A 12,383-nucleotide genomic window follows, 5' to 3' on the forward strand; every position below is an offset into this window, starting at 1 on the left:
GTTGGCTCCTCACCGGTTGCGCCCGTGGGCGAGTTCGGCGGCTTGGTCGAGGAAGCGGTAGGCGAGGTAGGGATTGCCGTGCCGGTCGTTCCAGTGGGGGATGGATTGGGCGTCCTGGAAGTCGCGGCGGATGGCGTCGAGGAGGACGTCGAGGGCGTCGTGGATGTGGCTGCTGCCTCGGTCGGCGTACTGGATGGCTCCCCAGGGGCAGATCGCCCCTTGCTCGTTGCTCGCCGCGCCCTTGCACCAGCCGCGCTCTTCGAGGAGCTGCCGGGCCTTCCACAGGTGGGTGGCGACGGGTGTGCTGTACGGGCACGGCATGGTCGGCCGGAGGGTGACCGGCGGGGCGTCGATGACGGGCGCGGGTTCGATGTCGATGTGGGCGGTGTTGACGGCGACGGCGAGGCCGGCGCGCGTGAGCCGGTGGTCGATGGCCGCGCCGGCGAGGGCGAGGCGGGTGTCGAAGTCGAGGACGGGCGCCGCGGCGATGGTGCGGCCTTCACGTGCGGTCGCGGTTGCTGCGACCATGGTGATCTCCTTGTCTGGTCTGGTGATTGGGCGGGAGACGGGGCGCCCCTGACTGCTGCCAGGCTGGGAGGGGCGCCCCGGCGGAGTTACAGGCCTTCGCCGAAGCGGACGGTCATGGTGGCTTCGAGGAGCTCGGCCGCTTCGCTGCCGTCGGTGGTGCGGGTGTCGAAGCGGGCGGTCACCTCGCGGACGATCCGGTCGGTGGTGACGCGGTCGCCGCGCCTCTTCGCGGCCACGTAGTCGCGGACGGACTGGTGGGTGTATCGGATGTCGGCCATGAATGCTCCTTGATCGGGTCGGGTGGTCAGACGCGCCAGTTGCCGGGTGCACGTCGGGTGCGGGGGTTGGAGCCGTCGCGCACCTGCTTCCACAGGCCGCCGATCTCGGCTTCGTCGAGGATGCCCTCGTAGCCGTCGCCGAGCGGGCCAGAGACCTGCGGGCCGGGGTCGCCGATCTCCCGCATCCCGGCCGGCGGCTGCTCGTAGACGAGGCCGTCCACGGACATGGCGAACAGGGCGTCGACGGACATGTGGCCGGTCATCCAGCTGCCGGTGATGGGACTGCGCCAGGTGAACTCGTGGGCGGCGTAGGCGTGCTTGTCGATCCACGGGATGGTCGATCCGCCGCTGAACTTGTTGTGGTTCTCGCGGACGGTGTAGACGACGGTTCCCTTGCGGATGTGCCTCTTCAGATCGTTGATGTCGCGCCGGGTCGGCTTCCAGATCCTGCCGGGCATGGGCGATCTCCTTAGGTGTGGTTTGTTGTAGTTTGCTCTTGCTGCTCAAGGCTGCTCAGGCAGGGAACGTGCAGGTCAGAGCCGCTCGGTGACCTGCTCAGGGTCTGCTCAGAGCAGATGTTGAGCAGGCCCTGAGCGGCAGCCTGAGCGGCTGTGACCTGCGGGTTCTCGGTCTGAGCAGGGCTGAGCGGGCCCTGATCAGGGGTACATAGTTCACATACCAGTCACAGCAGGTGGCGGAGCCGATCACGCTTGAAGCCGCGCGGATTCTTCTCCTCGCCGATCGGGCCGAGCGTGATCGGACCTCCGGCGCCCGCCTTGGCCATCAGCGCCTTGAACTGCTCGACATCCATCCCGCCGTAGGTGTCGGGCTCGTACTCCTGCACGGCGGCGAGTAGCACCTCGGTCTTCATTCGGTCGACGGCCGCCTTCTCCATGACTGCGACCGAGTCCTCCACCGCGGCGCGGGCCGGACCGTCCGTCAACTCTGCCCCGGCCGGCGGCTCGGCGCCGCACAGCCTGAGGAGCTGCTCCCAGGTGAGGAGGCGGACCGGGGCGGCCTTCTTGATGTTGCCGTCCTTGTCGTACTCGGGTTCCACGTATTCGGGCAGGTCGACGCCCTGCATGCCGTCGAGGCTGTCCTGGTCGGGGTCGAGCAGGCCGGCCTCCAGGCGTTCGGCGGCGAGCTTCCGCAGTACGTCGGGCTGTGTCTCGTGGACGGCGTACTCGATCGGCTCGTCGGCCATACCGGGTACGCCCTGGATGAAGATGTGGCCGGCGTCCTTCGGGTCGGTGTCGGTGGCCGGGGACAGCTTGTGCGGCAGGTAGCCCTCGCGGACGGAGTCGTCGCCGAAGACGGCGCGGGTGTCGCCGACCTTGCAGGGGCCGACGGCCTTGAGGGCCATCATCTGGGCGATGTTCTCGCCGAGGTACCGGCTGGTGCCGCCCTGGGAGGCGTACTCGACCTGGATGAGTTCCTTGCGGCCGACGAGGAGCAGGTCGAACGCGAGGAGCTTGCCGAGGTCGGACAGCTTCGGGAACTCGTCGATGAAGATCGTCACGGCGGGGTGTTCGGCGCTGGCCTTCCACTTCTTGCCCATGCCGAGCTTGGCCCGCAGCCGGGCGCGCGCCTTGGACATGACCAGGAAGAACAGCAGGACAGATTCGATCTGCTCGTTGGAGCGGGCCGTGATCCGGACAGCATCGCCGAGGTCTTCGAGGCCGTCGCCGTGCGGGTCGCAGTCGATGGTGATGTTGTCGTAGCAGGCTGTCGTGCCTTCGGCGAGCGCTTGCAGGATGCCGGTCTTGCCGCCGCCGGAGGCTGCCACCCACAGGCCCATGACGCCGGCCAGGGAGATTTCGAGCGGGTCGCCGCCGACGCTGGTGCCGATACGGAACCGGTCGGTGATCGACATGGACTTCGGTGCGCGGTACGGCATGCCAGGGGCGGTCGCGAACGGGTTGCCGTCGACAAGGCGCAGGACCGCGCATGCCCGGCGCGCCCGGAGGGGCTGCGGGCGGACACCGTTGGTGGCCAGGTCGAACCGGGTTTCCAGATCACCCGTCTTCGTGATGATCGCCTCGGGGGTGCCTTCGGAGACGCGGACGATGCACTGCCAGCCCCACGGCTGCCGGACCACCTCGGACACCTCGACGATCGGCACGTTCTCAGCGCGGGCGGCCAGCAGCACGCATTCGGCGAGCTGCTGCGGGGTGCGGGCGTTACGGATGGGGTACGGCTTGACGCCGTCGGGCAACTGCTCGACGGACATGACGACGCCGCTCATTCCGGGCAGGACCATTCCCCCGGCCGGGTCCGCCTGGAACGTCGGCGGGAGGCTGCCGGTCGGGGTCGTCACGAAAGGGACCTCAACTCCCTCGACCGTGCGCGCGGTGAACGGGCGGGACACCACGTACCAGCCATAGGCGAAGGCGCCGCCGAGGCCGGCAAGCAGCATCGGCTGACCGTGGGCGGCCATCTCGATGCTGGTGCCGACGACGGGCAAGGAGGCGATCCCGCCGCCGAACAGCGCCAACGCACGCCCGGCCCGCTTGCCGTGACCGACGTTGGCGATCTCCCGGTCGGTGGGCGGCATGACGGGCTGGGCCTGCAGCTGTGCCAGCTTCGACTCCTCGGCTGCGACCCGGGCTGTGACGCTGGACAGCACGCTGGCGGAGACGGGAACGCCCATGTCGGACTGCATCTTGACGTGGGCCAGGCGCCCGGCCGCTGCGGCGAGGGTGGCGTTCTGGTGAGCGATCCGCTGGTCGTGGCGGTTCTGCTTGCGCGCGGTTGCTGCCTGGATGAGGTCGATGTGGTCGAGGTCGCCGCCGGCCAGCCAGTCCTTGATGCGGGCTCCGGCGTGGCCACGCTGCTCCTTGAAGGCGGCCTTGGTGCGGTCGCTGCGGGTGGGCTCGGGCGTGGTGGGCGGCTCGGTGGGCATGGGCGGGATTTCGATGGGCTGGGCTTCGGTGGCCACGAGCCAATTCCTTCCTGGGGTTGGGGCGGTGCCCGGAGTGGGCGCCGCCGCGGGTTGTGGCTAGCCGAGGCTGCTGAGCGCGCTCCCGAAGGAGGTGACGAGGGAGTTGGAGACCTGTGTGATGGTCGGGCCGAGGAAGGTGCCGGAAACAGCGACGCCCGCGACCACGCCCAGGACAGCGTCGGCGACCTTCAATCCCCCGTGCTTGATCTTGTAGATCACGATGACCGCGAGCAGGAGGATGGTGACCGTACCCACCGCCATGACGCCGCTGGACGCGGACTGGGTGGTGATCTGCTGGTTGTAGCCGGTCGTGGTCTGGCCGCTGTTGTACGGGTTCTGCAGGATGGTGCCGGCGCCGCTGCCCGCGGGGGTGTTGCCGGTGCTGGTGCTGTCGGTCTTGAACGCAGCGACGGTCACAACGTGTGCCTCGGTCGCGGTGTGCCCGTAGCCGCCCATGCCGGTGATCCGGATCGTGCGCCCGTCGGGCAGGGTGACCGGGGCCGTGACGGCGCGGTGGGCGACGTGCTGGGTGGCGGCGGAGGCCGGGCTCGGGGTGGCCATGGTGACCGCGGCGGCGCCTCCGAGGATGGCGACGGCCGCACTGCCCGAGACGGCGAACTGACGGAAGGTGATGGACATCTTTCTCTCTCCTGGGGGTGGGTTAGTTGTCGTTCGGGCGGAAGTTCTTGGCGCCGGGCACTGTCCGCTCAAGGCGCGCTTGGGTACGAGCCATGCGGCTGTAGGGCAGGGTTTGGCCGGGGACTCGACGAGGCGGAGTGCCGCCGTTCCGTCGGCGGCCGTCGGGTTGCCCAGTCACGTGGGGAGCCAGATAGACCAGCCCTGCCTGTGAGCAGAGGACGTCCCATGCCTCCCGGACAGTGATCAGGCTCAAACTGAAGGTCTCTGTCCATCCGTGCCGCACCTCCTTTGAGGTCAGGAGGTGCGGCACGAACCGGCGGTATCGGATCTCGAAAAGTGCCGCCTGCTCGATCTCTCGGGCCAGCTCGGGTGTGGCCACCGTGAGCGTCCGGTAGGGCTGCCACCCGCGACGCCCTAGCTCCTCAAGACGGTCCGACTTCGCTGCGGCGAAGCCGATCTTCAAGGCGCGGAAATCGGGGTGCGCCAGAAGGTAAATCAGCCCTGTCATTCGGACCCCTCCCCGACCTTGCGGGCGGCCGTCTCTCGGCCGATCTGTCGCTTGGCTCCTTCGCTGTACGGCTGGGTGTCGCCGGGCCGACGGACAGGCGGCGTGCCACCGTTGTTACGGCGCCCGTCGGGGGCGTTCGGGTCCTTCTTCTGGCGGCTCTTGATTTGGGAATTCACCAGCGACAGAGCACCCAGAACGGGGGCGTCGGTGACGGTCCGCATGTGAGCCTGTGCAGCGCGTGCCTGAGCCTCGATTTCGGGGCGGATCCCGACCGTCTTGCAGCCCGTCACGAGGAACCAGGACTCGGCCCAGATCTGCTCCGTCACGTACTGCGAACCGCGGGCGGCGCGGAGGGCGTTGGCCACCTTCCACACGTCGTCGTGGTCGGCCTGGCGGTCTGCGTCCTTGCGGGCCTGCTCTTCCTCGGCCGCCTTCTCGCGGGCCGCCTTCTCGGCGGCGGCGCGGGCTTCGGCTGCCTGCTTCTCCTCGCGCGCCTTCTCCCGGGCGGCGGCCGCCGCCTCCTCTGCCTTGTCGGCCGCACGCTTCTCCCGCCATGACGGGATCCCGTCGGCCTTCTGGGCGATGCCGTGCTCGTAGGCCATCAGCACGATGGGGCCGCCGAGGGAGGCGATGGCGCCGATGAGGCCGGCGTTGAAGCCGATCCGGTCGTCGGACAGGCCGCCGTACATGTTGATGCCGGCGGCGATCGCAGCACCGAGCATGATGCCGACCCGGTACGGGGCAACATCCCGGCGGTGGGCGACCGCCCAGGCAGCACCGAACGCCAGCACGAGGGCGAGGCCTTCGAGGAGGGCGGGCGCGGCGAGCAGGAATGGGCGGGCCCGGTCCCAGAAGTGCATGAACTGCACGGGCGCGGCGATGATCAGGCCGACGGCGTAGATGCCGCGGGCGCCCCACTTCCACCAACGCTCCGACCGGGCCTGCTCCTTGGCGCGCTGTGCTTCCGCGGCTTCGGCCTCGGCGGCGTCCTTCCCCGCCTTCTCCTCGTCCGCCTTCGCCTTGGCGGTCTCGGCGGCCTTCTTGGCGACGTAGGCGTCGTGGTCGACCTGCTTGCGCTCCAGGGCCAGGCGCCCCCGCTCGTTCGCCTGCCGCAGCTTCTCGGCTTCCTCGGCAGCCAGGGTGCGGGCGGCGTCCGCCTCGCCCTGGGCCCGGGTGCGGATGGCGTCCGCCTCGGCGGCGCCGCGGGTACGGACTGCCTCCGCCTCGGCCAGGGCGACCGGGTCGAACCGGGGCTCGGGCGAGGCCACGGCGTGGCCGTTGACCTGCTTCTCGACGGATGTGGCGGTCACGGTAGATCAATCCCTTCGTGGGGTTAGTGGGTGATCAAGTAGGTGATGACGATCAGCGGGAGCGGCAGGAGCATCCCGGCCGCGTACACGAGGCGCATCACGCCTTCCGCAGCTGGTCGGCGTAGTAGCCGCGGTAGCCCTTCACGGCCTCGGCGATCCGGCCGTCAATCCCCTTCACGGCGATCAGGCCGCCGGACAGGGTGCCGTCGTCGACGACCGTGCCGGTCTTGCCGACGGTGCCCGCATTCTCCGGGCCCGCCGAGACGACCACGACGCGATCGCCGGTCTGGTACACGCTCACTGCTCCTCCTCGCTGTCGGTGGCCCCGCGCATGCCGTTGTCGTCGGACTCGAAGATCGGCGGCGGGGTGTCGTCGGGGTCAGTCATGCTGGTTCAGCTCCAGTCGGCGGGCGGCTCGGTGAGGGACCCGGAGATCCGCTCCCACGCCGCGGCCATCGCTTCCGGGCCGTGAATCTCGGTGAGTTCGGCGATGGTCTGCGCGAACGCTGTCTTGTCCTGGGTGCGGCTGGCTTCGGTGAGCGCGTTGGCGAGCCGGGCGGTCGCGGCAGCGTCCTGCGGCATGACGGGTTCCTCTCGGGTTGGGGTGCTGGCGTGGTTCCCTTCACCGCCGGTGCGAGACCGGCGGATCAGGCAACCGGTCAGCCGCTGGTGGGGGCGCAGTTCTCGCAGTTCGGGTCGCCGCAGGGTCCGATGTGTCCGCAGCCGAGGGCCGCCGAGATCTTGTTGGCGACCTTGCCGCCGGTCTCGCCGGCGACGGTCAGACCGATCGCCTGCAGGCCGCGGGCGACCTTCTGGCGCGGGTCCATGTCCTTGGGCAGGTTGGGCATGCGTTCCTCCAGGTGGTGTGGATGTTGGTGTTGCGCGCCCCGGTCTGCGGTTGAGGCGTGACTTGGGTTCGGTCGGGCCGGGGCTGGTGCCGGGCGGCGGATACGGGAGGGGACTCGTCTGGCCGCCGCCCGGCGGCTATGGGGTCAGGCGGGGATCTGCAGTTCGAGCGCCGCGTTGAGTGCGGTCCACAGGCGGTCGTTGCGTCCGAACTGCGGGTCGACCAACGTCACCTGCCAGGCGTCGACCAGCTCGGCCACCGCCGGCTCCGACAGGCCCTGCCAGATGTGGCGGAGATCCTCCGGGGTCAGGTGGCCGCCGAACCGGGTGTACGGCTCGCCATCCACCCGGGTGACGGTCACCCTCGGCCCGGGGAACCTGGCGCCGGCTTCGCGGATCAGGATCGTCAGCTGGTAGGAGTCGGCGACCCGGGTCAGCGCGTCCAGCATCTGCTCGTCGGTGACGAACCCGGAGACTGCGGCACGCTGCCACCAGTGCCGGCCGTCGGCTCCGGTCTCGTCGCTGGCGGGCTGCGAGTCGTCGGTCAGGAACCCGGCCCGGTTGACGCGGGCGAGCACTGGTACGAGCTCGTTGGTCTCCGGGTCCAGGTCGGGCCACGCGCCGGCCCGCCACGCCATGTCGCCCTCCAGCCAGGCGGCCATCAGCTGGCCGAGGTCGGCGAGCGTCTCGGCTTGCGCCCACTGCTTCCGGTCGGCACGGATCTGCCGCCACCGCCCGAACATCAGGCCGCTGCCGGGTAGTCGAAGCCGTCGAGCTCGGCCAGCAGGTCGTCGTCGGCGGCGAGGCGGATCTCCGCCCGCCGAACCTTGCCGGCGGCGGCGTACTCGGCGAACAAGTCGGAGATCGACAGCACCGTGGTTGTGGGCACCAGGGCCAGGGCGCGGTCGGAGCCGCCCGTCACGGTGGCGTGGTCGGAGGAAAGCAGAAGCGGAGACATAGCGGATCACAGGCCCTCTCGGGGTCGGTAGGAACGTGGGGGTGATGCGGGGGTGGGTGAGCGTCGTCTGCTAGTCCTCGCCCGGGATGCGGCCCTCGCGGTAAGCGGCGGCCTCCTCCCGGTACTCCTGGGCGTGACGCTCGGCGAACTGCGCCGCCGTGGCGGCCTGTGCGCGCAGGGTGGCGCTGTTGGACGAGTCGGCTGCCGCCGCACGCCCGGACTCGGCGGCACGCTCGCTGCGGGCCGCGCACTTCTCACGGTCGTCGGCCAGCTCGCTCATCTCGCGGCGGGAAAGACGCATGACGGATCTCCTCAACTGGTCAGGCAGGAATGGATGAAGTGGGGGCCGCGGGCGGGGGCCGTGGGGGAACGAATCCCCGCCCGCGGCGTGTGGGGGCTATCGCTGGCGTTGGGCTGCGATGGCCTTACGGGCGGCCTCAGCGGCTGCTGCCGCGGCCTGGGCCTTGGCGATGCGCTCTTGGGCGAGACGGTCGGCGGCTTCCTGCTCCGTCACAACGCCACCCCCTGCGGATGCGGGCGCGGCGGGCGCACGGGGAGCGGCGGCTTCGGCCGCTCGTGCTCGGCGGTCACGACTGCTCCTCGGCCGGAGAGACGACGAGCAGCTGGTCCGTGTCGATCCGGGCAACCACCGTCGCCGGGATCCCATCGGCGACCAGGCGGGCCGCCTCCTCCTCCGCCGGCCAGCTACCGCGCGGGTGACCCTGCGGGAACTCGGCGTAGATCACGCGGCCCATCACGCACCGCCGATGAGGTCGAGGCGCTTGGCCTTCGCCAGCTGGTGACGGCGGTGACCCATCTCGTCCTGGGCCTCGAACAGCGCGTCGAAGTCGACGGCCGCCGGGTCCACCGACGCCTCGGCGCTGCACGACACCGACAGATCGCGGCAGTGCGCGAACGTGCGCCGGTAACGGGACGCCGCCTCCGCCGGGGCGATCAGGTCCAGACGGCCGTGGGCGGCGAGCACCCCGAACGCCTCCGCGATCGTCTGCTGCGCGCCCTGGAAGGCGTCGAACTCAGCCGACGACAGGTCCGACGCCGGACGGGCGTCCAGCTCGTCGTAGCGGGCCGTCGCCGCCTCGTACTGGGCCACGGCGCGGACCACGGCCAGCGGGAGCGGGGCGCGGCGGACGTAGCTGCCAGCCTCGTGAGCCAGACGGTCGGCCAGGGACATGCCCTGGTTCTCGGCGCGGGCGGGCGCCGGTACGATCTCGGTAGCCACAGGATCTCCTCGTTAGAACCTGGTGGTCAGGGCCGGCCTGCGAGGTAGGAGTCGCAGAGTCCGGCCCGCTTTGTTGTTGTCGCCGTCCGCGGACTGGGTCCGGTAGGAGTGGACAGCGGTTCGCCTCTCAAGTCGCGGCTTGAGCGGCTGACTGATACGACCGTAGAGGGCCGCCGTGGGCGAGTCAAGCGCCCAACTGAAGTTCTCCAATCGAGTCTTGAGTGCCCGTCGGATCGCCCGTACTCTCGCGTCATGGCCGACTCTCCCGACGCACCCTTCGCGCTCTACGACGAGCAGCTGCGCGCAGTCGATGACCTCTCCGAGCGCTGGGTCGCCTTCATCGACCTCGCGAAGCATCTTGAGGTCGAGCTGGAACTTTTCCGACGGCGCCAGCGCCAGGAGATCGCACTGGGCCTCAAGGAGCAGGGCAAGACCTGGAAGGAGGTCGGCGAGATCATGGGGGGCGTCACGTACCAACGCGCCCACCAGTTCGGCAAGGGTGAGTGACCGACATGTCATGGGATCGAGTCTCCGCGTGCACGCGCATCCGGGCCATGAAGATCCCACGCAGCACCATGCAGTGACCTGAAGGGGAACCTGCAGCCACATGCAGGCCCACTTCAGGAAGGCCCACGACCGCGGCCTGGAGGCCGATAGTGGACGACACGCAACGGCACTGGACCGGGCAATCAGCCGCCCGGCTCCAAGATGCGTTCGAAATGACCCAGGAGGAATTCGCAGGAAAGCTCGGGGTATCGGTGCGCAGCGTCGCCGCATGGCGCGCGAACCCGCACATGGTTCCCCAGCCGGAAACTCAGCGAATCCTGGCAACGGCTTACGAGAGGGCAGGTGATGCGGTGCGCCGGCGGTTCATTCATTTGTCGCGGATAGCGACCCCGCAGTCGGAGGCTCAGGCATTGCGTGTGGCGATCGCCGTGGTGCGCCGAGGCGCCGACGTGCTGCTTGTGTGCAGGCAGGACGGTGAAGACATCGCCTGGCAGTTCCCGGCGGGGATCGTGAAACCGGGCGGCAGCCCGTCGAAGGTCGCGGTCCGGGAAACCCTGGACGAGACCGGCGTGCACTGCTCGATCCGCGAACACCTGGGTGAACGACTCCACCCCTACACGCGCGCAATGTGCGACTACTTCATCTGCGACTACGTGCACGGCGAGGCGGTCAACGGGGATTCCTCCGAAAACGTCGCTGTGGCGTGGGCTCCGATAGCCGAGCTCGCCCGCTTCATTCCCGCGGACCGCATCTACCCGCCGATCCTCAACGCCTTGGAGGCGACCGTATGACGACCGAGACCACTACCGAGCAGAAGACCGAGAAGCCGCCGGTGTCGGTCGCGATCATCGTCGACCAGGGCCGCGTTTTGATGGCGCGCCGTCGGGCCGCTGAGGGTGAGATCTCCTGGGTGTTTCCGGGCGGCGCAATCGAGGCCGGCGAGAGTCCGGAGGCGGCGGCTGTGCGCGAGGTGGACGAGGAGACCGGACTGAAGGTCGAGGCGATCAAGGCGCTCGGCGACCGGGTCCACCCGAAGTCCGGGGTCCCCATGCACTACGTCGCGGTACGCCTGGTCGGCGGGGAGGCGCGGGTCGCGGACGCCGAGGAACTGGACGCGATCGCCTGGATCGCCCACAACGAGATCCCGTCCTACGTGCCCTACGGCCTGTTCGGGCCGGTGCAGGAGTACCTCGACAAGGCACTGGACCGGTGACGACTTCCGGCCAGGCATTCAGCCTGTCCGATTTGCCCGCGCTGAGGTGACGGAGGCGCGACGAATCCTACCGGACCAGTCAAAGCAATCATTACCGCAGATCAGACCGTCATCAGGCCGCGGACCGAATGCCATCTGCCCTGTGCGGGTGGCGGCCGGATCCGGCCTAGCGTGAACCCTGTGAAACGCGAACGGCCCGGTGCGCGAACACCGGGCCAGTTCAACCAGCGAGCGCGAACTCGCCGATCACCACCCCAACCCTGAAAGGAAGAGGCCTTGCCTACTGTAGCGGCGACATGCCCGACACCGCCTGCGACATCCACCACTCCCCCCACTGTCGACCGCCTGCTGGATGCTCCGCTGGATGAGCTGCTGGCAGAGTTCCAGGTGGACGTGGTCACCTCGTCGATCACCGACCCGACCTTCACCGGCGGCACCTACGTCCGCCGTGACGGCAGCATCCTGTTCGCCATGCGGCGGGGGCAGCCGGAGGCAGAGCGGGAGATGCTGGCAAGGGCGATGCTGGGCGCCGCGCTGCGGGTGTCGATGCCAGCGCTGCCGGAGCCCTACCAGCTGACCGAGGTGGCGGCGCAGCGGTCCTGACGGCCAACTTCGAGGCGCGCCACCATCAGCCGTCGTGTTGGTCGTGGCGCGCGGCCTTCTTCGCGGCCATCTCCACCTCAACCCGGGACGCGCCCTCTGCTGTGGCGTACTGCGTGATGGCCGCTTGTGCGGCTGCTGCGGCGTCGCGCCAGCGGCGACGTTGCTCGTCGTACTCCTCGCCGGCTAGTCCGTCCAGCTTGACGCGTTCCTGTTCAGCGGCGCGTTCGAGTTCGATCAGGTTTTCGGGGATGTCCACCGGGCCGATCCTAGGCGAGGCTTCACCACGTCTCGGCCTGCCGCGGTGTGACGTGAGTGTGTGGCGCACACCTGCTGTTCCGTACCCGGTCCCCCGGCGCCTCGCCTGTCTCTGCCGTCTCGTCTGGTTCGCGCTCTGCCGTGGAGCAGGGTTCGGCGTGCAGCCTCGCTGTATGGGGGCTGACGAGGGTTTACCGCGGCTGGACACGACGACGTTCACGTGCCCGTATTGCGGGCTGCCGCAGGAGCGTGTGGCGACGCTGGATCACGACTGGGTGATGTTGGAGCCAGGCATGGAGCCGTTGGTGCACACGGTGCCGCCGGAGCATCGGTGGATCACCCTGGCCGACGGGACGGTGACCGTGTATGAGGTGGCGCCTCCGGTGGCGGAGCAGCGGTGCCGGATCGAGCACCGTCTGGCGTGCCCGGAGCAGGCGCTGCCGGACTTGTGGCCGTGGCTGTCGTCGCTGCGTGAGGAGAACCGGCGGGCGTCGGAGCGGCGGGACGAGCCGGAGCCGCCGGTGCCGCCCGCGGAGTTGCCGGCCGCGGGGTGAGCG

The 12,383-nt window shown here is 69.6% G+C and carries 21 protein-coding genes; 5 read left to right on the forward strand and 16 right to left on the reverse strand.

What is annotated here, in order from left to right:
- Positions 1-9: 9 nt before the first annotated feature.
- From ACFWPQ_RS01825 to ACFWPQ_RS01895, 15 genes are all read right to left on the reverse strand, one after another.
- Positions 10-528: a hypothetical protein gene (locus ACFWPQ_RS01825; RefSeq protein WP_384028883.1), complete on the reverse strand. Its 519-nt coding sequence runs from the start codon at positions 526-528 to the stop codon at positions 10-12.
- Between the two features lie 86 nt (positions 529-614).
- Positions 615-806, reverse strand: a complete 192-nt coding sequence (locus ACFWPQ_RS01830; protein WP_384028885.1) for a hypothetical protein — start codon at positions 804-806, stop codon at positions 615-617.
- Positions 807-832: 26 nt separating this feature from the next.
- Positions 833-1,264 (reverse strand): hypothetical protein, encoded by a 432-nt coding sequence (locus ACFWPQ_RS01835; RefSeq protein WP_384028888.1) that lies wholly within the window; start codon positions 1,262-1,264, stop codon positions 833-835.
- Positions 1,265-1,488: 224 nt separating this feature from the next.
- A complete protein-coding gene (locus tag ACFWPQ_RS01840; protein ID WP_384028890.1) occupies positions 1,489-3,744 on the reverse strand; it encodes a hypothetical protein in 2,256 nt (751 codons plus the stop codon).
- A gap of 60 nt (positions 3,745-3,804) precedes the next feature.
- Complete coding sequence (locus tag ACFWPQ_RS01845) at positions 3,805-4,386, reverse strand: hypothetical protein (protein ID WP_384028892.1); 582 nt, start codon at positions 4,384-4,386, stop codon at positions 3,805-3,807.
- Positions 4,387-4,408: 22 nt separating this feature from the next.
- On the reverse strand, positions 4,409-4,894 hold the full coding sequence (locus tag ACFWPQ_RS01850; RefSeq protein ID WP_384028894.1) for a hypothetical protein: 486 nt from the start codon (positions 4,892-4,894) through the stop codon (positions 4,409-4,411).
- Positions 4,891-6,204, reverse strand: a complete 1,314-nt coding sequence (locus ACFWPQ_RS01855) for a hypothetical protein (protein WP_384028896.1) — start codon at positions 6,202-6,204, stop codon at positions 4,891-4,893. The genes ACFWPQ_RS01850 and ACFWPQ_RS01855 overlap by 4 nt, the downstream gene beginning before the upstream one ends.
- Positions 6,205-6,301: 97 nt before the next feature.
- On the reverse strand, positions 6,302-6,505 hold the full coding sequence (locus ACFWPQ_RS01860) for a hypothetical protein (RefSeq protein ID WP_384028899.1): 204 nt from the start codon (positions 6,503-6,505) through the stop codon (positions 6,302-6,304).
- A 92-nt stretch (positions 6,506-6,597) separates the two neighbouring features.
- Positions 6,598-6,786, reverse strand: a complete 189-nt coding sequence (locus ACFWPQ_RS01865) for a hypothetical protein (RefSeq protein ID WP_384028901.1) — start codon at positions 6,784-6,786, stop codon at positions 6,598-6,600.
- 77 nt (positions 6,787-6,863) lie between these two features.
- Positions 6,864-7,052, reverse strand: a complete 189-nt coding sequence (locus ACFWPQ_RS01870; protein ID WP_384028902.1) for a hypothetical protein — start codon at positions 7,050-7,052, stop codon at positions 6,864-6,866.
- Positions 7,053-7,196: 144 nt separating this feature from the next.
- Positions 7,197-7,793, reverse strand: coding sequence for a DUF6919 domain-containing protein (locus ACFWPQ_RS01875; RefSeq protein WP_384028904.1), 597 nt, complete (start codon positions 7,791-7,793; stop codon positions 7,197-7,199).
- Complete coding sequence (locus ACFWPQ_RS01880) at positions 7,793-8,008, reverse strand: hypothetical protein (RefSeq protein WP_384028906.1); 216 nt, start codon at positions 8,006-8,008, stop codon at positions 7,793-7,795. The genes ACFWPQ_RS01875 and ACFWPQ_RS01880 overlap by 1 nt, the downstream gene beginning before the upstream one ends.
- A 70-nt stretch (positions 8,009-8,078) precedes the next feature.
- Positions 8,079-8,309, reverse strand: coding sequence for a hypothetical protein (locus tag ACFWPQ_RS01885; protein WP_384028908.1), 231 nt, complete (start codon positions 8,307-8,309; stop codon positions 8,079-8,081).
- Positions 8,310-8,595: 286 nt separating this feature from the next.
- Positions 8,596-8,763 (reverse strand): hypothetical protein, encoded by a 168-nt coding sequence (locus ACFWPQ_RS01890; protein WP_384028910.1) that lies wholly within the window; start codon positions 8,761-8,763, stop codon positions 8,596-8,598.
- Positions 8,763-9,248 (reverse strand): hypothetical protein, encoded by a 486-nt coding sequence (locus tag ACFWPQ_RS01895; RefSeq protein ID WP_384028912.1) that lies wholly within the window; start codon positions 9,246-9,248, stop codon positions 8,763-8,765. Before ACFWPQ_RS01895 ends, ACFWPQ_RS01890 begins: the two co-directional genes overlap by 1 nt.
- 252 nt (positions 9,249-9,500) lie before the next feature.
- On the opposite strand from ACFWPQ_RS01895, the gene ACFWPQ_RS01900 reads away from it, so the two are divergent.
- The 4 genes from ACFWPQ_RS01900 (at position 9,501) to ACFWPQ_RS01915 (ending at position 11,571) form a co-directional block, all read left to right on the forward strand.
- On the forward strand, positions 9,501-9,755 hold the full coding sequence (locus tag ACFWPQ_RS01900) for a hypothetical protein (protein ID WP_384028914.1): 255 nt from the start codon (positions 9,501-9,503) through the stop codon (positions 9,753-9,755).
- A 212-nt stretch (positions 9,756-9,967) separates the two neighbouring features.
- Positions 9,968-10,546: an NUDIX domain-containing protein gene (locus ACFWPQ_RS01905; protein ID WP_384029323.1), complete on the forward strand. Its 579-nt coding sequence runs from the start codon at positions 9,968-9,970 to the stop codon at positions 10,544-10,546.
- Complete coding sequence (locus ACFWPQ_RS01910; RefSeq protein ID WP_384028916.1) at positions 10,543-10,968, forward strand: NUDIX hydrolase; 426 nt, start codon at positions 10,543-10,545, stop codon at positions 10,966-10,968. Before ACFWPQ_RS01905 ends, ACFWPQ_RS01910 begins: the two co-directional genes overlap by 4 nt.
- Positions 10,969-11,244: 276 nt before the next feature.
- The gene (locus ACFWPQ_RS01915; RefSeq protein ID WP_384028918.1) at positions 11,245-11,571 is read left to right on the forward strand and encodes a hypothetical protein; all 327 of its coding nucleotides are present in this window, start codon (positions 11,245-11,247) and stop codon (positions 11,569-11,571) included.
- 25 nt (positions 11,572-11,596) lie between these two features.
- On the opposite strand, the gene ACFWPQ_RS01920 is transcribed toward ACFWPQ_RS01915, so the two are convergent.
- Positions 11,597-11,827: a hypothetical protein gene (locus tag ACFWPQ_RS01920; RefSeq protein WP_384028920.1), complete on the reverse strand. Its 231-nt coding sequence runs from the start codon at positions 11,825-11,827 to the stop codon at positions 11,597-11,599.
- Between the two features lie 172 nt (positions 11,828-11,999).
- Here ACFWPQ_RS01920 and ACFWPQ_RS01925 point away from each other — a divergent pair, with 172 nt between their 5' ends.
- Positions 12,000-12,380: a DUF6083 domain-containing protein gene (locus ACFWPQ_RS01925; protein WP_384028922.1), complete on the forward strand. Its 381-nt coding sequence runs from the start codon at positions 12,000-12,002 to the stop codon at positions 12,378-12,380.
- Positions 12,381-12,383 lie beyond the last annotated feature (3 nt).

Source organism: Streptomyces sp. NPDC058464 (assembly GCF_042721035.1).
Lineage (GTDB): Bacteria > Actinomycetota > Actinomycetes > Streptomycetales > Streptomycetaceae > Streptomyces.